Raw genomic sequence first — 18,415 nt, 5'->3', positions numbered from 1 at the left:
GCATGTCTTCGGCCACCCAGCCCGCACCGCCACCCCCCGACGCCGCCGGGTCCACGGCGGAGCTCACGCCCGAAGAGATCGTGGCGACCCCGGCCGTCGACGGTGACCTGGACCAGGAGATGAAGCGGATCGCCAAGCCGTTCGGCCGGCTCACGCTGATCCTGGCCGGGGTGCTGGTGGTCGCGCTGTCCTTCGCCGGCGGCGCCTGGACGCACGCGGCGTTCGGCTCGTCCTCCGGCGGCGGGGCCGCTCGGGCCGCGGCCGGCGGCGCGCGCGGCTTCGGTGGCGGCTCGGGCGCCGACTCCGGGCCAGGCGCTGGGACCGGCACCGGGGCGGGCGGCGGGCGGGGCGCGGCCGGCCGCGGCACGGTCGGCACCGTGGAGAAGGTCGACGGCACCACCGTGACGCTGAAAACCGCGCAGGGAAACGACGTCAAGGTGTCCACTTCGGACTCCACCACGGTCGGCCTGACCCGGCCGGGCCGGCTGGGCGACCTCGAACCGGGCGCGACGGTGACCGTGCAGGGCCGCGCGGGCGCCGACGGCACGGTGACCGCCCAGACGATCGTGCAGCAGCCCGCGCGCTAGCGGACGTCGTTCAGCGCCACGATCGCGACGTTGAGCGCGGTGGCGTAGCAGAGCCAGAAGAAGTACGGCACCAGCAGCAGCGCGCCCAGCTTCGAGCGGCGGTAGAACAGGCCGATGGTCATCACCACGGTGAAGTCCAGCAGGATCAGGTCGACCAGGGCCAGGCGGCTGGAGCCGCCGGCGAAGAACAGCGGGGTCCAGAGCAGGTTGAGCAGCAGGCCGATGCCGTAGGCGGCGAAGCCCTGCGTCTCGCCGTCGGTGCGCCAGTACACCCAGCCGGCGATCGCGATCACCAGGTACAGCACCGTCCACACCGGACCGAACAGGCTCGGGGGAGCGGCCCAGGACGGCTGGGCCAGCCGGCCGTAGACCTCGGTGGCCGAGGTCGCGGCCAGCGCGGCGACCAGGGCGACCACGGCGACCATCCCGAGGAACACCAGCAGGACGAGCCAGGGGTTACGCCGTTGGGTGGGCGCGGTCACTTCTCCTCCTCGGTGCCGCTGCACGATGCGGCCATCCTAGGGGGCCACCCCGGCCCCCGCCCGGTCATGAGCACCGGATTTGCGAGACTGGGGCGGTGAGCACTGGCACCGAGCAGTCCAAGGTTTGGTTCGAACGCGCCAAGGCGGCCGTCCCGGGCGGGGTGAACTCGCCGGTGCGGGCCTTCAACTCGGTCGGCGGGACCCCGCGCTTCATGGTCCGCGGCGACGGCCCCCACCTGTGGGATGCCGACGGCAACCGCTACGTCGACCTCGTCTCCTCCTGGGGCCCGATGATCCTCGGGCACGCCCACCCGCAGGTGGTCGAGGCCGCGCGCGCGGCCGCCGCCGACGGGCTCTCCTTCGGCACGCCGACCATCGGCGAGGTCGAGCTGGCCGAGGAGATCATCGGCCGGGTCGAGCCGGTCGAGCAGGTGCGGCTGGTGAACTCCGGCACCGAGGCGACGATGAGCGCCATCCGGCTCGCGCGCGGGTTCACCGGGCGCCCGAAGATCGTGAAGTTCGCCGGCTGTTACCACGGTCACGTCGACGCGCTGCTGGCCGAGGCCGGCTCCGGCGTCGCCACGCTCGGGCTGCCGACCTCGCCCGGGGTCACCGGGGCGCAGGCCGCGGACACGCTGGTGCTGCCGTACAACGACCTCGAAGCGGTCCGGAAGTCCTTTGTGGAGAACGAGGGGCAGATCGCCGCGGTGATCACCGAGGCCGCCGCGGGCAACATGGGCGCGATCGCCCCGGACGCCGGGTTCAACGCCGGACTGCGCGAAATCACCCGCGAGCACGGCGCCCTGCTGATCATGGACGAGGTGATGACCGGCTTCCGCGTCTCGCGCGCGGGCTGGTACGGCCTCGAAGGAGTGGCCGGCGACCTGTACACCTTCGGCAAGGTGATGTCCGGCGGGCTGCCCGCCGCGGCGTTCGGCGGCCGCGCCGACGTGATGGCCAAGCTCGCCCCCATCGGCCCCGTCTACCAGGCCGGGACGCTGTCCGGGAACCCCGTGGCCGTGGCGGCCGGGCTCACCACGCTGCGCCTGGCGGACGAAGCCGTGTACGCGAAGCTCGACGGCAACGCGAAGCGGCTCGGTGGGCTCTTCGACTCGGCGCTGACCGAAGCGGGCGTCAAGCACGTTGTGCAGTACGCCGGCAACCTGGTCAGCGTGTTCTTCGCCGACGCGCCGGTGCGCGACTACCCGGGCGCGCAGGCCACCGAGACCTGGCGCTTCCCCGGCTTCTTCCACGCGCTGCTCGACGGAGGCGTGTACGCCCCGCCCAGCGCGTACGAGGCGTGGTTCGTGAACGCGGCGATGGACGACGAAGCGTTCGGCGTCATCGAAGCGGCGCTCCCGGCCGCGGCCCGCGCGGCGGCCGAGGCGGTGCAGCCGTGACCACGGTCGTCCACGTGCTGCGGCACGGCGAAGTGCACAACCCGGACAAGATCCTCTACGGCCGGCTGCCGAACTTCCGGCTTTCCGAGCGCGGGCAGCGCCAAGCGCTGACCGTCGCAGAGGCCGTGGCCGGCCACGACCTGGCCTACGTCGTCGCGTCGCCGCTGCAGCGCGCGCAGGAGACCGCCGCGCCGATCGCCGCCGCGCACCGGCTCGACATCGCCACCGACCACGAGCTGATCGAGGCGGGCAACGTCTTCGAGGGCCAGCGCGTGGCCGTCGGCGACGGGGCGCTGCGGCAGCCGACGGCCTGGCCGCACCTGATCAACCCGTTCCGGCCGTCCTGGGGCGAGCCGTACGCCGAGATCGCGCACCGGATGCTCGGCGCGGTCCACCGCGCGCGCGACGCGGCGGAGGGCCGCGAGGCGCTGTGCGTTTCGCACCAGCTGCCGATCTGGACGTTGCGGCGGTTCCTCGAAGGCAAGCGCCTGTGGCACGACCCGCGGCAGCGCCAGTGCTCGCTGGCCTCGCTGACCAGCCTGGTCTTCGACGGGGAGGAGCTGGTGGAGATCGTCTACAGCGAGCCGGCCGGCGCCACCGACCCGAAGGTGACGGGGGCATGAGAAGGCGGGCGCCCGCCCTGCTGCTGGCCTCCGCGCTGCTGCTGGCGGGCTGCTCGACGGGCAAGGACGCGGTGGTCACCGGCGGGACGTTCAGCTTCGTCTCGCCGGGCGGTCAGATCGACATCACCTACCCCGACGCCCAGCGGCAGCAGGCGCCGACCCTGGCCGGCGACGACCTGATGAACGAGGGCAAGCAGCTCTCGCTCGACGACTTCCCGGGCCGGCCCGTGGTGATCAACCTGTGGGGCCAGTGGTGCGGCCCGTGCCGCTCCGAGGCGCCCGAGCTGGAGACCGCCAGCAAGCAGATGCAGCCGCTGGGCGCGAACCTGATCGGCCTCGACGTGCGCGACCCTTCGCGCCAGGCCGCCCAGGACTTCGTGCGGGACCGGCAGATCACCTACCCGTCCATCTGGGACCCGTCCGGGCGGGTGCTGCTCCAGCTGGCCGGGTACCCGCGCAACCTCATCCCGTCGACGATCGTGCTGGACCGGCGCCACCGCGTCGCCGCGGTGTTCCTGCGCACCGTGCTGGCCGCCGACCTGATGCCCACGGTGCGGCGGCTGCTGGCCGAGAAGTAACCGCGGGATCCGGAAAGCGCAGTTCACCGCCGCCGGGACTTAGGTCCCGTCCGGGGGTGGCCAACGTCCTGTGAACCGGCCCCGCCCAGCTCACGGGAAGCTCACTGCCTACTCTCAACACCGTGAACTCCGTGTCCGAGCTGGCGATCTCCGGACCGCTGCTGCTCGCCGCGGGGGTGGCGCTGGTGGCGGGCGCGATCTCGTTCGCCTCGCCCTGCGTGGTGCCGCTCGTGCCCGGGTACCTGGCGTACCTGGCGGCGCTGGTCGGTGCCGACGCCCCCGCCGTGCGCGCCGACGAGGAACGCAAGAAGGGCCGTTACGCCGTGCTCGGCGCGGCGGGCCTGTTCGTGCTCGGGTTCACCGTGGTCTTCGTCGCGACGCTGGGTACGCTGGTCTGGCTCGCCGACACCCTGCTCATCAACCAGGACCTGCTCCAGCGCCTCGGCGGAGTGCTGACCATCGCGATGGCGCTGGTCTTCCTCGGCTGGATCCCCGGGCTGCAGCGGGAGGTCCGCTCGCACCGCGTGCCGGGTGGCGGGCTCTGGGGCGCGCCGGTGCTGGGCGCGGTGTTCGGACTCGGCTGGACGCCGTGCATCGGCCCGACCCTCTCGGCCGTGACCAGCCTGGCCAGCGCGACCGGCGGCGCGGCGGTCCGCGGGTACCTGCTGGTGCTCGTCTACTGCGTCGGGCTCGGCCTGCCGTTCCTGCTGATCGCGCTCGGCGCCCGCTGGGCCGTGCGCGCCACCGACTGGCTCCGCCGCAACGGCCGCCGGGTGCAGCTGGTCGGCGGGGCCCTGCTCATGGTCGTCGGCCTGCTCCTGATCACCGGGGCCTGGGGCGAGGTCATGGGCTGGCTCCGCAACTCCTTCGCCTCCGACCTCGAGCTGCCACTGTGACCACCGTGCCCCCCGTCGAAGCCCCACCCGCCGGCCCCCAGCGCCCGTACCGGCCCTCGGCCGGGAAACAGGTGCTCGCCTTCCTGCGCAACACCTGGCGCGGCCTGACCTCCATGCGCACGGCGCTGGTGCTGCTGTTCCTGCTCGCGCTGGCCGCGCTGCCCGGCGCGCTGCTGCCGCAACGGCGGCTCAACGTCGGCAAGGTCGAGGACTACATCTCGGCCCACGGCTGGTGGGGCTCGCTGCTGGACAAGCTGGAGTTCTTCGACGTCTACTCCAGCGTCTGGTTCTCGGCGATCTACCTCCTGCTGATGATCTCGCTGATCGGCTGCCTCACCCCGCGCAGCTTCGACTACCTCCGGCAGATGCGCGCCCGGCCGGTGCTGACCCCGAAGAACCTCGCGCGCATGCCGCACCACCGCATCGCGCGCACCGCCCGCAAGCCCGAGGCCGTCCGCGAGGACGTCCGCAAGCAGCTCTCCGGCTGGCGCCGGGTCGAGCGCGCAGAGCCGGACGGCGGGTTCAGCGTCTCGGCCGAGCGCGGCTACCTGCGGGAAACCGGAAACCTGCTGTTCCACTTCGGGATGCTCGGGCTGATCATCTTCTTCGCGCTCGGCAAGCTCTACAGCTACGAGGGCCAGGTCATCGTCCAGGCCGACGGCAGCCAGTTCTGCAACTCCGGCATCTACAACTACGACTCGTTCGAAGCCGGGCTGCGCATCGACGGCACCGACCTCGACCCGTTCTGCGTCAAGGTGAACGACTTCACCGCGCGCTACACCCCGAGCGGCGAGGCCGACTACTACCACTCGAACGTGCAGTACCAGGCGGGCGACGATCTGCGGAGCAACACCTGGCGGCCGTACGACCTGCAGGTCAACGACCCGCTGCGGATCGTCGGCGACCGCGTCTACCTGCTGGGCAACGGGTATTCGCCGAAGTTCACCATCACCTTCCCGGACGGCCGGACCCGCACGCAGGACACCCAGTGGCGGCCGACCGAGTCGAGCACCATGCTGTCCCAGGGCGCGACGAAGTTCGACCAGCCGGGCATCACCGACGAGGCCCAGCGCCGCACCCGCCAGCTCGCGGTGACCGGGGTGCTGGCGCCGACCTCGTTCATCCACGGCGGGGTGCTCACCTCCACCGCGCCGCAGCTGAACCACCCGATGGTCGCCGTCGACGTGCTGCGCGGCGACCTCGGCCTCGACGCGGGCCGCGGCCAGTCGGTGTTCGAAGTGGACTCCTCGCGGGTGGCCGACGGACGGCTCAAGCGGGTCGCGCGGCAGAACCTGGCCGTGGGCCAGGAGATCAAGCTCGACGACGGCACCCGCGTGCGCTTCGACGGCGTGGGGACCTGGGTCAACCTCCAGGTCTCGCACGACCCGACGCAGGTCTACGTGCTCGCCTTCGCCATCGTCATGTTCGCCGGGCTGGGCGGATCGCTGCTGGTCAAGCGGCGCCGGGTGTGGGTCCGGGTGCGGCCGGGCGGGGCGGGTGAGCCGGGTACGGTCATCGAGGTCGCCGGGCTGGCCCGCACCGACCAGGCCGGGTACGGCGAGGAGTTCCAGCGGATCAGCGAACGGCTGGTCACGGGCAGGAAGGGCAGCTGAGGCATGCAGGTCAACGAGACTCTGTCGCAGTACAGCGACTGGTTGTACACCACCACGGTGGCGATCTACGTGCTCGCGCTGTGCTTCTCGCTGTTCGAACAGGCCTTCGGGGCCAAGGGCCGCCGGGCCGCCGAGCGCAGCGCGCAGCGTTCGCTGGTCGGCGCGGGTGCCCCGGTGATCGAGGACGCCGACGAGCCGGCCGCGCCGGAGGCCCCGCGCGAGATCGGCCGCGCCGAGCGGATCGGCCGCATGGGCGCGTCGCTGCTGGTGCTGGGCGCCCTGCTCCAGCTCACGGCCATCGTGCTGCGCGGGTTGGCCGTGCACCGCGCGCCGTGGGGCAACATGTACGAGTACGGCATGACGGTCACCTTCGTGACCGTGGTCGCCTGGCTGGTGGTGATCCGGAAGTTCCCGGTCCGCCACCTCACCGGGTTCCTGCTGCTGCCCGTCGTGATCCTGATGTTCGTCAACGGCACGCTGCTCTACACGGTGGCGGCGCCGGTGGTGCCCGCGTTGCAGTCGTACTGGCTCTACATCCACGTCTCGGCCGCGATCATCGGCTCCGGGGTGTTCCTGGTGCCGGGTGTGGCCAGCGTGCTCTACCTGTTCCGCACGGCCCACGACGACAACCCGCGGCGGTTCCCGAAGTTCGGCCCGAAGCTGCCGGCCGCCGACGTGCTCGACCGGATCGCCTACCGCGCCACGATCATCGCCTTCCCCGTGTTCACCTTCGGCGTGCTGTGCGGCGCGGTGTGGGCGGAGGCGGCCTGGGGCCGGTTCTGGGGCTGGGACCCCAAGGAGACGGTCGCCTTCATCGCCTGGGTCGTCTACGCCGCCTACCTGCACTCACGGGCCACGGCGGGCTGGCGCGGCCGGCGCGCGGCGGTGATCAACGTGCTCGGCTTCGCCGTGACGATCTTCAACCTGTTCTTCGTGAACCTGGTCACCGCCGGACTGCACTCCTACGCCGGGGTCAATTGAGCGGGGGTCCGCGCGTTTCGCTGCGGTAGCGGCGACTAACGTCGACACTGGGGGCAGTCTTAGTCGGCGTACGCGGGAGGTTTTCACCGGTGACCGGACCCAGTGAAGAGGCTGCCCCCGGGCAGTCCGGGCAGTCCGAGCAGGCCGAGCAGGTCCACGAACCCGCGGCCGAGATCTTCTCGGAGGACCGCACGGATTCGGCGCCGCACCCGGGCTCGGGGGCGTTCGACGTGCAGCCCACGCAGGTGGTCGCCTCGCCGAACCCGAACTCGGGGCCGCACGCGACGCCGCAGCAGCCCGCGGCGCAGCCGGGGTACCGGCCCGGGCCGTACGACCAGAACCTGCCGCCGTTGCAGCCTCAGCAGCCTCAGGCGCCGTACGCGGGGTGTCCGCAGGGGCCGCCCGCCCCCGCGGCGGGTGCCGTTCCCGGGGCTCCCCCCGCGGGGGCGCAGCCGGGTCCCGGATTGCCGCAGCCGGGTCGCCCGGGCGGGAACGGGCCGGACGACCTGTCCACCGCGCACCTGGTGAAGCAGGTGAAGCGGCCGCCGCAGTCGGGCTGGCGCAAAGCGGTCTACCTGGGCACCGGCAAGCTGGTGAACCCGGGGGAGAGCCCGGCCGACCGGCGTCGCCGCGAGCTGATCGCCCGGGTCAACCAGCCGCTGCGCGGGTGCTACAAGATCGCGATGCTGAGCCTCAAGGGCGGGGTCGGCAAGACCACGACCACGACCACGCTGGGCTCGACCTTCGCCTCCCTGCGGGGCGACCGCGTGGTGGCGGTGGACGCGAACCCGGACCGCGGCACGCTGTCGCAGAAGATCGCCATCGAGACCACCGCGACGGTGCGCCACCTCCTGCGCGACGCCGGGAAGATCACGCGTTACAGCGACGTGCGCTCGTACACCTCACAGGGTTCGAGCCGGTTGGAGATCCTGGCCAGCGAGCAGGACCCGGCCGTCTCGGAAGCCTTCTCGGAGGACGACTACCGGCGCACGGTCAACCTGCTGGAGCACTTCTACAACATCGTGCTCACCGACTGCGGCACCGGCCTGATGCACTCGGCGATGAAGGGCGTCCTGGACGCCGCGGACGCCCTGGTGGTCGTCTCGTCCGGCTCGGTGGACGGCGCCCGCAGCGCCTCGGCCACCCTCGACTGGCTCGAGGCCCACGGCTACGGCGAGCTGGTGAAGCGCTCGGTGGTCGTGATCAACTCGGTGCGCCCGAAGGGCAGCTCGGTCGACCTGGACAAGCTTTCGGCCCACTTCGGGGCGAAGGTCCGGGCGGTGTGCCGGGTGCCGTTCGACCCGCACCTGGAAGAGGGCGCGGAGATCGAGCTGGAACGCCTGGGCGGCGGAACGCGGCTGTCGTTGCTGGAGCTGGCGGCGACGGTGGCGGACGGGTTCGGCGGGCAGCAGTACCGCTGAGCCGGGACGGGTCGCCGACCGGCGATGACCCCGGTCGGCCACCGGGCCGGCCGGGGCCGCCTTCGGCTGTGGTGGCCGGAGGATCGGGGTTAGACCCCGGGAACTCAGACCTCGTCTTCGTCGGTGGGGCGTTTGCGCTGCTGTTCGCCGAGTCGGCGCAGGAAGTCCGGGTCGTCGTCCGGGGCCAGGGTGGGACGGCGCTGGGGCACGCCGATGCGTTGCGCCCCCAAGACCCGCCACAACAGAACGGCGATGGTGATCGCGCCCACCGCTGCGAGCAGAGGAATCATGCCCGGGTCCTTCCGTCGCAAGGCCGTACCGGGCCCCAGGTTAACCCCAATTTCGAAAACCGGGGTGAAGCCCGGGTGTGACGGTGCGGCCGGAAGCGACGAAGGGTCGTGACCGGTAGCCGGTGCCCGGGGGCACCGTCTACCACTCACGACCCTTCCGCCGTGGTCGTTCAGATCTTGCGGGCCGGTTCGCTCGCGTCGGTGGTGAGCTCGGCCAGCAGCTCGTTCACCTCGGACTCGCGGAACCGGCGGTGCCCACCCGGGGTGCGGATCGAGCCGATCCGTCCCGCCGTGGCCCACCGGGTGACCGTCTTCGGGTCCACTCGGAACAGAGCGGCCACCTCACCGGGGGTGAGCAGCCTTCCGCCCATGGTCGCGGTCATTTTCCGCCTCCTTAACGACCTGCCTGCTATACCGGAGGCATCGGGCTCTTCGCCCGCCGCGCCGGGTAAGTCAACACGGCAATCGTGGCACTTCACCCGTCGGGTACTCGAACGGTTGTCCCTGAGTAAAGAGCCCTTAAAGTGCAAAAGGGACATAACCTCGGGTTTGATTCAGCGAACTCCGAAGCTCTCCTCATGCCTTCGACCTGCGGTTTTTCGGTTCGCAGTCCGCGCGAAAAGGTAAAGACGGACCAAAGGTGCCTCGGTGCGCAGGGGGCGTGGAGCCGCGTCTGTGACGCACGAGACACCCCGGGCTTTACCGCGGCGGGGGCCCGGGCGGGCGGCGCAGCATAATGGGCCGGTGGATCAGCTGGACCGAAAGATCATCGCGGCGTTGCGGGTCAACGGCCGGGCCACCTACGCCGACCTGGGCCGGTCCGTGGGGTTGTCCGCCTCGTCGGTGCACGAACGCGTGGGCAAGCTCGAAGCGGCGGGGGTGATCACCGGCTACCACGCCACGGTCGACCCGAGCACGGTCGGCCTCGGCGTCACCGCGCTGGTGGGCATCCACCCCACCGACACCGCCACCGACCAGGACGTCGCCGCCGCGCTCGGGGAGCTGGCCGAGGTGGAGAGCTGCTACGCGGTGGCCGGCGACGAGGCGTTCGTGGTCAAGGTGCGGGTGCCGACGGTGGACGAGCTGGAGCACACGCTCGGCCGGCTGCGCCGCATCCCCGGAGTCGGGCGCACCAACACCACCGTGGTGCTCTCGACCCGGTTCGAGAGCCGGCCGAACAACGCGGGCCTGGACGAGGAGACCGCGCCGGGGGCGTAGCCTGCTTCGATGTGAGCGAAACGCAGGAACGTGCTGATCATCTGCCTCGTGACCTGACGATCTACCTCCTCGCGCGCTTCGCGCTGGTGGCGGTGGTCGCCTGGGTGCTGTCGCTGATCGGGGTGCCGCTGCTGGTCTCGCTGCTGATCGGGCTCGTCGTGGGCCTGCCGGTGGGACTGCTGGTCTTCCGCTCGCTCAACGCGCGCGTGACCGCCGGGCTGGCCAAGCGCAACGAGTCCCGCGCCCGTGCCCGCGCCGCCCTGCGCGCGCAGTTGCGCGGCGACGTTCCCGCGGACGGCGAGCCCGGGCACCGCGCCGCATGAACGGGTTCGCGAGCCGCTCCCTCGACCGCGCGCGTCCGGCCTCCGGCGAGGTGGGCGCGTGAGCAAGCTGCACAGCCGGGCCTGGGTGCGTGAGGCCGTCCGGATCATCGAGGCCGACGCGAACCGCAGCGCCGACACGCACCTGCACGTCTTCCCGCTGCCGCCGGAGTGGGGGGTCGACCTCTACCTCAAGGACGAGTCGGTCCACCCCACCGGCTCGCTCAAGCACCGGCTGGCGCGGTCGTTGCTGCTGTACGGGCTGGTCAACGGCCAGATCGGCCAGAACACCGTGCTGATCGAGGCCTCCAGCGGCTCCACCGCCGTCTCGGAGGCCTACTTCGCCCGGATGCTGGGCCTGCGGTTCGTGACCGTGGTGCCGCGGCGGACGAGCAAGGAGAAGATCGCGCTCATCGAGTTCTACGGCGGTGAGTGCCACTACGTCGACCGAGCGCCGGACATGTACCCCGAGGCCGAGCGCCTGGCCGCGGAGTGCGGCGGGCACTACCTCGACCAGTTCAGCTACGCCGAGCGCGCGACGGACTGGCGCGGCAACAACAACATCGCCGAGTCGGTGTACGCGCAGATGCGGGCCGAGCGGCACCCGGTGCCGAGCTGGATCGTCGTCGGCGCGGGCACGGGCGGCACGAGCGCGACCTTCGGCCGGTACGTCCGCTACAAGCGGCACACCACCAAGATCGGCGTGGTGGACCCGGAGAATTCGTCGTTCTTCGGGGCCTGGGAAACCGGGGCGCTGGACCACGCGACGGGTCTGCCCTCGCGGATCGAAGGCATCGGGCGGCCGCGGGTGGAGCCCTCGTTCGTGCCCGGGGTGATCGACGAGATGTTCCAGGTCCCCGACGCGGGCTCACTCGCCGCGATCCGGCTGCTGCGCGAGCACACCGGGCACTGGGCGGGCGGCTCGACCGGCACCAACCTCTACGGCGCCTTCCTGCTCATCTCCCGGATGATCGCCGACGGGCAGGCCGGCTCGGTCGTCACGCTGCTGTGCGACGGCGGCGAGCGCTACGCCAACACGTACTACTCCGACGAGTGGCTGGCCGAGCAGGACCTGGACATCGCGCCGTACCGGGCGAAGTTCGACGAGTTCCTGCGCAGCGGCAAGTTCACCGGCTAGGCCCGGCCCGGCTGGTGCGGGCCCGGGCCGGGCTCAGACGCTCAGCGCGACGGCGGTCAGCACCGACCAGGCCAGCATGGCCAGCCCGGTGTCGCGCAGGGCCGGGATGAGGGCCCGGCCGTGCTGCCCGCCGCCGACCGCCTTGACCGACTTGAGCAGCATCGGCGCGGTGACCAGCGCGATCAGCGTCAGCGGGTGCCCGAGGCCGAGCAGCACGGTGATCACGTACGGCACGGTGATCAGCGTCAGGTACATCCGACGCGTGCCCCGGTCGCCGAGACGGGTGGCGAGGGTGCGCTTGCCCGACTCGAGGTCGGTCGGGATGTCGCGCAGGTTGTTGGCCGTGAGCACGCCCATGGAGAAGCAGCCGACGGCGACGGCGCAGCCCAGCGCGGCCCAGCTGACGCGGCCCGCCTGCACGTACGTGGTGCCGAGCACCGCCGCCAGGCCGAAGAAGACGAAGACGGCGAGCTCACCGAGGCCGTAGTAGCCGTAGGGCTTCTTGCCGCCGGTGTAGAACCAGGCGCCGAGGATGCAGAGCGCGCCCACGACGAGCAGCCACCAGTGGCCGGTGAGCGCCACCAGCACCAGGCCCAGCCCCCCGGCCAGGCCGAGACAGCCCAGCGCGGCGCGGAGCACGGCCTTCGGGTCGGCGGTGCCGGAGCCGACCAGCCGCAGCGGTCCGACGCGGTGCTCGTCGGTGCCCCGGACGCCGTCGGAGTAGTCGTTGGAGAAGTTCACCCCGATGATCAGCGACAGCGCCACCAGCAGCGCGAGCAGCGAACGCCACCACGAGAACGCGTCCAGGGCGATCGCGGCCCCCACCCCGGCGACCACGGGGGCGATCGCGTTGGGCAGCGTCCGCGGGCGGGCGCCTTCGATCCATTCACTCATCGTCGCCATGGACGTCATTCAACTCCACGACGATCATCCACCGGTCAATAACCCGCGCCGAACTGCCAGGTGAGGGTTCCGCTCGACGGGTCGTCGTCGGCCGAAGCGGCTCCCGCGGCGACCACCAGGCCCAGCACCACCCCGACGGTGGCGACCACCGCTTTCGTCCATCTCGTCATGCCGGCCAGCCAAACGCGAGCACCGGCGCCCTGTCAACGACCCCCGGGCCGGATCAGGACGTGAGGAGGGCCTTGACCGCGCCGCGGTCGACCTTGCCGGGGCCGCGCAAGGGCAGCTCCGCGGTGAACTCCAGGCGCTTCGGCGTGGCCGCCGGGCCCAGTTCCGCGCGGACGGCGGCGCGCAGGCCGGGGCCGTCGGCCACGCCGTCGGCGACGACCAGCGCGACCACCGCCTCACCCCACTCCGGGTCCGGGAGGCCGACCACGCAGGCGTCCCGGACCCCGGCCTGGCCGCCGAGCACCCGCTCCACGGCGGCGGCGGAAACCTTCACGCCGCCGGTGTTGATCACGTCGTCCGCGCGGCCCAGCACCTCGACCCGGCCGTCGGGGTGGATCCGGCCGCGGTCGGAGGTGCGGAACCAGCCGTCGCCGAACGATTCGGCGGTCAGCCCGGGGGCGAGCCGGTAGCCGTGGGCCAGCACGGCACCCGAGATGCGGACGCGGTCCTCGGGGTCGAGCTCCACCCGGACGCCGTCCAGGGGGACGCCGTCGTACACGCAGCCGCTGGCGGTCTCGCTCATGCCGTACGCGGGCACGATCGAGACGCCCGCCTCAGCCGCTCGCGTACGCAGCTTCGGCGACGTCGCCGCCGCGCCCAGGATGATCGCGTCGAAGGCTCGCGCCGCTTCGAGGCCCGCGCCGCCGTCGTCGAGCAAGCGGACGAGCTGGGTCGGGACCAGCGCCGTGTAGGCCGGTCCCGAGGAAGCGAGCACCGGCGCGGCGGACGCGGCGAAATCGTCCGGACGGAAGCCCTCGCCGACGAGGTACGCGGCCCGCCGGCCGGCCAGCCGGGCGCGGACGAGCACCTGCAGCCCGCCGATGTAGTGCGCGGGCGTGGCGAGCAGCCAGCGGCCGGGCCCGCCGAGCCGGTCGTGCGTGGCCCGGGCCGAGGCGGTCAGCGCGGACGGCGAGAGCAGCACGCCCTTCGGCGCCCCGGTGGAGCCGGAGGTGGCGATCACCACCGCCGTCCCCGGTTCCACCGGCGTTTCGGGGGCCATACCGGCGAGCAGCGCGGACGCCGACGGGTCGGCGGCGTTCAGCGGCAGCACCGCCTCGCCACCGTCCAGCGCCTCGGCCACCGCCGCGTCCAGGGCGGCGACCGCGTCCGCGCTCCCGTCGAGCCACACCACGCGCACGAGCGAAACCTCCAGCCGGCTGACCCCTCACCGAGGGGTCAGTAGTAGTACGGGTAGCCGGACCAGTCCGGTTCGCGCTTCTGCAGGAACGCGTCGCGGCCCTCCACCGCCTCATCCTGCATGTAGGCCAGCCGAGTGGTCTCCCCGGCGAAGAGCTGCTGGCCGACCAGTCCGTCGTCGATCGCGTTGAAGGCGTACTTCAGCATTCGCTGCGCGGTCGGCGACTTGCCGAGGATCGCCCAGCCCCACTCCAGCGCCTCGGCCTCCAGCCCGGCGTGCGGCACCACGGCGTTCACCGCGCCCATCGCCTGCATCTGCTCGGCGCTGTACTCGCGGCCCAGGAAGAAGATCTCGCGGGCGAACTTCTGCCCGACCTGGCGCGCGAGGTAGGCCGAGCCGAACCCGCCGTCGAACGAGCCGACGTCGGCGTCGGTCTGCTTGAACCGCGCGTGCTCGGCCGAGGCCAGGGTGAGATCGCACACCACGTGCAGCGAGTGCCCGCCGCCCGCGGCCCAGCCCGGCACCACGGCGACGACCGGCTTCGGCATGAACCGGATCAGCCGCTGCACCTCGAGGATGTGCAGCCGCCCGGCCCGCGCCGGGTCGACCGTGTCGGAGGTCTCCCCGCTCGCGTACTGATACCCGGACCTTCCGCGAATACGCTGGTCACCACCGGAGCAGAAGGCCCACCCGCCGTCCTTGGGCGAGGGTCCGTTCCCGGTGAGCAGGACACAGCCGACGTCCGGGCTCATCCGCGCGTGGTCCAGGGCGCGGTAGAGCTCGTCGACGGTGTGCGGCCGGAAGGCGTTGCGGACCTCGGGGCGGTCGAACGCGACCCGGACCACCCGTTTGCCGGAGCGGCTTTCAGTGGAGCGGTGGTAGGTGATGTCGGTGAAGTCGAAACCGTCGACCTCGGTCCACGCGGCCGGATCGAACAGCTCGGAAACTCGGGCGTCATCCACGTTTGGGAGAATAGGACCTGTGGACACTTCTGCTGTGCTGGACGCCGCCTCCGCGGAAGTAAATACGTCGACGGGGCTGGACGCCGCCTCCGCGGAAGTAAGTACGTCGGCGGGGCTGGACGCCTCCGGGGCGTGCCGGTGAACCCGTCCACCGCGCAGGCCCGGGTGATCGTGGACGAGCTCGTCCGCAACACCGTCTCCCACGTGGTCCTCTGCCCCGGCTCGCGCAACGCGCCGCTGTCGATCGCGCTGTACGACGCGGCCGCGGCCGGGCGGCTGCGGCTGCACGTCCGCATCGACGAGCGCGGCGCCGCCTTCCTCGCCCTCGGCATCGCCGCGCGCACCGGGCGGCCCGCGGCCGTGGTGTGCACCTCCGGCACCGCGGCGGCGAACTTCCACCCCGCCGTGCTGGAGGCCGACCGCGCCGGTGTGCCGCTGGTCGTGCTGACCGCCGACCGGCCGCCGGAACTGCGCGCGGCCGGCGCGAGCCAGGTGATCGACCAGTACCAGCTCTACGGCAACGCCGTGCGTTACTTCGACGAGCTGGCCGTGGCCGAGCGCCGGGCCGGCCAGAACTCGTACTGGCGCAGCCAGATCTGCCGGGCCTGGAACGCCGCGTACGGCGAGTGGCGCTGCGGGCCGGTGCACCTGAACATCCCGTTCCGCGACCCGCTGGTGCCCGACCTCGACGACCAGGAGTGGTACGAGTCACTCGAAGGCCGCCCCGGCGGCGAGCGCTGGACCGAGCTGCCCGACTTCGGCGCCCTGCCCTCGTCCGTGGTGCCCTCGGCGCGGCACGGGCTGGTGATCGCCTGCGACACCGGCGTGCAGGCGGCCAGCGAGTGGGCCGAGCAGCACGGCTGGCCCGTGGTGTCGGAGACCGGCGGCCTCGGCCTGTCCGGCTCGACCGCGATCCCGGCCGGCGCGTGGCTGCTGGGGGTCGAGGAGTTCATCGCCAAGCACCGGCCGGAGCAGGTGCTCTGCCTCGGCCGTCCGACGGTGTTCCGGCAGGTCCAGCGGGTGCTGTCCGATCCGGCGGTCGAGGTGCTGCTGGTCCGCCCGGACTCCGACTGGCCCGCGCCCGCGCACAACGTGCGGCAGGTCGGCCAGTGGTTCGCCGAGCCGACGAAACCGGCCGACCCGGAGTGGCTGGCGAGCTGGCAGCGCGCCGACGCGGCCGCGGCCGGCGCCGTCACCGAGGCGCTGGCGGCCGAGCCGTGGCCCAGCGGACTGCGGGTGGCGACCGAGCTGGTGGACTCGCTGCCCGACGGCGCGCTGCTGGTGGTCGGCTCGTCCAACCCGACGCGGGACGTCGCGCTGGCCGGACGGCTGCGCCCGGACGTGCTGGTGCACCGCAACCGCGGGGTCGCGGGCATCGACGGCACCGTGTCCACGGCCATCGGCGCGGCCATGGTGCACCGCGCGCCGTCGTACGCGCTGGTGGGCGACCTGACCTTCCTGCACGACTCGAACGGCCTGCTCACCGGGCCGGCCGAGCAACGCCCGGACCTGACCTTCGTGGTGCTCAACGACGACGGCGGCGGCATCTTCTCGCTGCTGGAGCAGGGCGCGCCCGAGTACAGCGCGAGCTTCGAGCGGGTGTTCGGCACCCCGCACGGCGCCGACCTGGGCGCGTTGTGCGCGGGCTACCGCGTGCCGCACGTCATCGCCGAGACGATGACCGAGTTCCGCGCCGCGCTGAAGCCGGCGCCGGGGCTGCGGGTGGTCGAGGTCCGCGTCGACCGGACCCGGCACCGCGAACTGCACGGCCGCCTCCGCGCGGCGGTGGCGGCGGCGGTGCGTTCGGCCTGACCGCCCGACCGCCTGACCGCCTGACCGCCTGACCGCCTGACCGCGGCGCGGCGGGTGGACCGGGCCGGCCGGTTGCTTCAGTGGTCGCCCGGCCGCCCGGTCGTCCGGCTCACCCGGTGGGAATCCGCCGGGCAACTCCCCGGTCCGTCCGGAAATTCCCCGGCCCCGAGCGGTTCCCAGCGGGTAAGAAACCTTCCTTCGGCTGTATCTCGGGCTTCGCGAGCTGGCTACGTTCGAGCGCGCTGATCACCTTTGGGAGGAATCACATGCGTGTCAGAATTCGCGCCGGCCTCGGTGTGCTCGCCGCCGGAATGGCGTCGGTGCTGCTGGCCAACGTCGCGGGCGCGGCTCCCGCGCCGGGCGCCCCCGGCGTCGGCGACCCGTACTACCCGAACGCCGGCAACGGCGGGACCGACGTGCTGCACTACGACATCCGGCTCAGCTACCAGCCGGCCACCGACGTGCTGTCCGGCACGACCACGCTGCTGCTCACCGCCACCCAGGACCTCTCGCGGTTCGACCTGGACTTCGCGCTCAAGGCCTCCAGCGTGCTGGTCGGCAACCGGCCCGCGCAGTTCACCAACTCCGGCGGCGACGGCGAACTGGTCGTCACCCCGGCGGTGCCGCTGGCCAAGGGGCAGACCACCACCGTGGTCGTGGCCTACTCCGACACGCCGTCCACGGCGAAGATCGGCACGCTCAACGCGTGGAAGAAGGGTTCCTTCGGCGCGCTCGGGGTCGACGAGCCGCAGAGCGCCGCCTGGTGGTTCCCGTCCAACGACCACCCCACCGACAAGGCGACCTACGACGTGTCGGTCGAGGCACCGGACGGCAACGCCGTGGTGTCGAACGGCAACCTGGTGCGCAAGTCGCAGAGCCGCGCCGGCTGGACGCGCTGGAACTGGCGCAGCACGAAACCGCAGGCCACCTACCTGACCTCGCTGGTGATCGGCCCGTACGAGGTGAACCAGTCGACCACGCCGGAGGGCAAGCCGTTCATCACCGCCTACGGCTCGGACCTCGGCGACTCGCTGTACGCCGCCAAGGCCAGCGTCGAGCGGACGCCGGAGGTCGACGCGTTCCTGGCCACGCAGTTCGGCCCGTTCCCGTTCGAGGCCGAGGGCGGCGTGGTGACCAGCGGGATCAGCTTCTCGCTGGAGAACCAGACGCGGCCCACCTACGGCCTGAAGAACTTCCTGGCGGGCGCCAACACCACGCTGATCGCGCACGAGAACGCCCACCAGTGGTTCGGCGACAACGTCTCGCTCGGCAAGTGGAGCGACATCTGGCTGAACGAGGGCTTCGCCTCCTACGCCGAGTACCTCTGGGCCGAGCACGAGGGCGAGGGCACCACGGCCGAGCTGGCGCAGTACGCGTACGACACCCACCCGGCCGACGCCCCGTTCTGGCAGGTCCTGCCGGGCGACCCGGGCGAGGCGAACCAGTTCGACGCGGCGGTCTACGACCGGGGCGCGATGGCGCTGCAGGCCCTGCGCACCACTGTCGGTGACGACGCGTTCTTCGCGACGCTGAAGCGCTGGCAGGTGCTCAAGGGCGGGAAGAGCGGCGTGATCCCGGAGTTCGAGGCCGTGGCCGAGCAGGTCTCGGGCCAGCCGCTGCGGGAGTTCTTCCAGACCTGGCTGTTCACCAAGGGCAAGCCGGCGACCGGGCCGAACGGGACCGCGCCGAAGTCCTTCGCGAGCAAGATCGCGCAGGTCAAGCCGAAGGCCTACGACCAGATCCAGGCCAACCACCAGTCGCTGGCCGCGGCCGGCCGGCCCTGACCCGCGGGTGGCCGCGCCGGTGAACCCCGGTGCGGCCACCC

The 18,415-nt window shown here is 72.2% G+C and carries 20 protein-coding genes; 13 read left to right on the top strand and 7 right to left on the bottom strand.

Annotation, left to right across the window (positions count from 1 at the left end):
• Nucleotides 1-2 precede the first annotated feature (2 nt).
• Nucleotides 3-587, top strand: a complete 585-nt coding sequence (locus NYF13_RS03050; protein WP_315653975.1) for a DUF5666 domain-containing protein — start codon at nt 3-5, stop codon at nt 585-587.
• Here NYF13_RS03050 and NYF13_RS03045 read toward each other — a convergent pair.
• Nucleotides 584-1,012, bottom strand: a complete 429-nt coding sequence (locus tag NYF13_RS03045) for a TspO/MBR family protein (RefSeq protein ID WP_315657175.1) — start codon at nt 1,010-1,012, stop codon at nt 584-586. The genes NYF13_RS03050 and NYF13_RS03045 overlap by 4 nt on opposite strands.
• A 152-nt stretch (nt 1,013-1,164) precedes the next feature.
• On the opposite strand from NYF13_RS03045, the gene hemL reads away from it, so the two are divergent.
• The 7 genes from hemL (at nt 1,165) to NYF13_RS03010 (ending at nt 8,581) form a co-directional block, all read left to right on the top strand.
• Nucleotides 1,165-2,469 carry a glutamate-1-semialdehyde 2,1-aminomutase gene (hemL, locus tag NYF13_RS03040; protein ID WP_315653974.1) on the top strand — a complete coding sequence of 435 codons (1,305 nt, stop codon included), beginning with the start codon at nt 1,165-1,167 and terminating at the stop codon, nt 2,467-2,469.
• Entirely contained in the window at nt 2,466-3,092 is a 627-nt protein-coding gene (locus NYF13_RS03035) for a histidine phosphatase family protein (RefSeq protein WP_315653973.1), read from the top strand. The genes hemL and NYF13_RS03035 overlap by 4 nt, the downstream gene beginning before the upstream one ends.
• Nucleotides 3,089-3,670, top strand: a complete 582-nt coding sequence (locus NYF13_RS03030) for a TlpA disulfide reductase family protein (RefSeq protein WP_315653972.1) — start codon at nt 3,089-3,091, stop codon at nt 3,668-3,670. The genes NYF13_RS03035 and NYF13_RS03030 overlap by 4 nt, the downstream gene beginning before the upstream one ends.
• Nucleotides 3,671-3,792: 122 nt before the next feature.
• Nucleotides 3,793-4,566, top strand: coding sequence for a cytochrome c biogenesis CcdA family protein (locus tag NYF13_RS03025; RefSeq protein WP_315653971.1), 774 nt, complete (start codon nt 3,793-3,795; stop codon nt 4,564-4,566).
• Between the two features lie 5 nt (nt 4,567-4,571).
• Entirely contained in the window at nt 4,572-6,179 is a 1,608-nt protein-coding gene (locus tag NYF13_RS03020; protein WP_315657173.1) for a cytochrome c biogenesis protein ResB, read from the top strand.
• A gap of 3 nt (nt 6,180-6,182) precedes the next feature.
• Nucleotides 6,183-7,160 (top strand): c-type cytochrome biogenesis protein CcsB, encoded by a 978-nt coding sequence (gene ccsB / locus NYF13_RS03015; RefSeq protein WP_315653970.1) that lies wholly within the window; start codon nt 6,183-6,185, stop codon nt 7,158-7,160.
• Nucleotides 7,161-7,249: 89 nt separating this feature from the next.
• Nucleotides 7,250-8,581 (top strand): MinD/ParA family protein, encoded by a 1,332-nt coding sequence (locus NYF13_RS03010; RefSeq protein WP_315653969.1) that lies wholly within the window; start codon nt 7,250-7,252, stop codon nt 8,579-8,581.
• A 104-nt stretch (nt 8,582-8,685) separates the two neighbouring features.
• Here NYF13_RS03010 and NYF13_RS03005 read toward each other — a convergent pair whose 3' ends face one another.
• Together NYF13_RS03005 and NYF13_RS03000 are read right to left on the bottom strand one after the other, a co-directional pair.
• Complete coding sequence (locus NYF13_RS03005) at nt 8,686-8,871, bottom strand: hypothetical protein (protein ID WP_315653967.1); 186 nt, start codon at nt 8,869-8,871, stop codon at nt 8,686-8,688.
• A 170-nt stretch (nt 8,872-9,041) separates the two neighbouring features.
• Nucleotides 9,042-9,254 (bottom strand): BldC family transcriptional regulator, encoded by a 213-nt coding sequence (locus NYF13_RS03000; RefSeq protein WP_315653966.1) that lies wholly within the window; start codon nt 9,252-9,254, stop codon nt 9,042-9,044.
• A gap of 361 nt (nt 9,255-9,615) precedes the next feature.
• Between NYF13_RS03000 and NYF13_RS02995 the strand changes: the two genes are divergently transcribed.
• Genes NYF13_RS02995 through NYF13_RS02985 form a run of 3 tightly spaced genes read left to right on the top strand, consistent with a single transcriptional unit; the run spans nt 9,616 to nt 11,547 of the window.
• Nucleotides 9,616-10,089 (top strand): Lrp/AsnC family transcriptional regulator, encoded by a 474-nt coding sequence (locus tag NYF13_RS02995; protein WP_315653964.1) that lies wholly within the window; start codon nt 9,616-9,618, stop codon nt 10,087-10,089.
• Between the two features lie 11 nt (nt 10,090-10,100).
• Entirely contained in the window at nt 10,101-10,412 is a 312-nt protein-coding gene (locus tag NYF13_RS02990; RefSeq protein ID WP_315653962.1) for a DUF4229 domain-containing protein, read from the top strand.
• Between the two features lie 58 nt (nt 10,413-10,470).
• Nucleotides 10,471-11,547 (top strand): PLP-dependent cysteine synthase family protein, encoded by a 1,077-nt coding sequence (locus tag NYF13_RS02985; protein WP_315653959.1) that lies wholly within the window; start codon nt 10,471-10,473, stop codon nt 11,545-11,547.
• Nucleotides 11,548-11,580: 33 nt separating this feature from the next.
• Here the strand turns inward: NYF13_RS02985 and NYF13_RS02980 are convergent, their stop codons facing one another.
• From NYF13_RS02980 to NYF13_RS02965, 4 genes are read right to left on the bottom strand one after another with little or no spacing between them, the layout of a single operon-like run.
• Nucleotides 11,581-12,450: a 1,4-dihydroxy-2-naphthoate polyprenyltransferase gene (locus NYF13_RS02980; RefSeq protein WP_315653957.1), complete on the bottom strand. Its 870-nt coding sequence runs from the start codon at nt 12,448-12,450 to the stop codon at nt 11,581-11,583.
• A gap of 35 nt (nt 12,451-12,485) precedes the next feature.
• The gene (locus NYF13_RS02975) at nt 12,486-12,620 is read right to left on the bottom strand and encodes a hypothetical protein (protein ID WP_315653955.1); all 135 of its coding nucleotides are present in this window, start codon (nt 12,618-12,620) and stop codon (nt 12,486-12,488) included.
• Between the two features lie 53 nt (nt 12,621-12,673).
• Nucleotides 12,674-13,816 carry an o-succinylbenzoate--CoA ligase gene (gene menE, locus NYF13_RS02970; protein ID WP_315653953.1) on the bottom strand — a complete coding sequence of 381 codons (1,143 nt, stop codon included), beginning with the start codon at nt 13,814-13,816 and terminating at the stop codon, nt 12,674-12,676.
• Between the two features lie 38 nt (nt 13,817-13,854).
• The gene (locus NYF13_RS02965) at nt 13,855-14,778 is read right to left on the bottom strand and encodes a 1,4-dihydroxy-2-naphthoyl-CoA synthase (RefSeq protein WP_315653951.1); all 924 of its coding nucleotides are present in this window, start codon (nt 14,776-14,778) and stop codon (nt 13,855-13,857) included.
• A gap of 138 nt (nt 14,779-14,916) precedes the next feature.
• Between NYF13_RS02965 and menD the strand changes: the two genes are divergently transcribed.
• Together menD and NYF13_RS02955 are read left to right on the top strand one after the other, a co-directional pair.
• Nucleotides 14,917-16,590: a 2-succinyl-5-enolpyruvyl-6-hydroxy-3-cyclohexene-1-carboxylic-acid synthase gene (gene menD / locus NYF13_RS02960; protein WP_315653950.1), complete on the top strand. Its 1,674-nt coding sequence runs from the start codon at nt 14,917-14,919 to the stop codon at nt 16,588-16,590.
• A 266-nt stretch (nt 16,591-16,856) separates the two neighbouring features.
• Nucleotides 16,857-18,374: a M1 family metallopeptidase gene (locus tag NYF13_RS02955; protein WP_315653949.1), complete on the top strand. Its 1,518-nt coding sequence runs from the start codon at nt 16,857-16,859 to the stop codon at nt 18,372-18,374.
• The last annotated feature ends 41 nt before the right edge of the window (nt 18,375-18,415 follow it).

This window comes from Amycolatopsis sp. PS_44_ISF1 (genome assembly GCF_032335455.1).
Taxonomy (GTDB): domain Bacteria; phylum Actinomycetota; class Actinomycetes; order Mycobacteriales; family Pseudonocardiaceae; genus Amycolatopsis.
Note: the sequence above shows the minus strand (reverse complement) of the source record. Positions and strands in the feature narration are given on the sequence as shown.

Coding starts and splice junctions, on each gene's coding strand:
- NYF13_RS03000 (WP_315653966.1), bottom strand. CDS start 9,254: ATGACCGCGACCATGGGCGGAAGGCTGCTCACCCCCGGTGAGGTGGCC.
- NYF13_RS02955 (WP_315653949.1), top strand. CDS start 16,857: ATGCGTGTCAGAATTCGCGCCGGCCTCGGTGTGCTCGCCGCCGGAATG.
- NYF13_RS02980 (WP_315653957.1), bottom strand. CDS start 12,450: ATGGCGACGATGAGTGAATGGATCGAAGGCGCCCGCCCGCGGACGCTG.
- NYF13_RS03050 (WP_315653975.1), top strand. CDS start 3: ATGTCTTCGGCCACCCAGCCCGCACCGCCACCCCCCGACGCCGCCGGG.
- NYF13_RS02975 (WP_315653955.1), bottom strand. CDS start 12,620: ATGACGAGATGGACGAAAGCGGTGGTCGCCACCGTCGGGGTGGTGCTG.
- NYF13_RS03045 (WP_315657175.1), bottom strand. CDS start 1,012: ATGGTCGCCGTGGTCGCCCTGGTCGCCGCGCTGGCCGCGACCTCGGCC.
- NYF13_RS03030 (WP_315653972.1), top strand. CDS start 3,089: ATGAGAAGGCGGGCGCCCGCCCTGCTGCTGGCCTCCGCGCTGCTGCTG.
- NYF13_RS03005 (WP_315653967.1), bottom strand. CDS start 8,871: ATGATTCCTCTGCTCGCAGCGGTGGGCGCGATCACCATCGCCGTTCTG.
- ccsB (WP_315653970.1), top strand. CDS start 6,183: ATGCAGGTCAACGAGACTCTGTCGCAGTACAGCGACTGGTTGTACACC.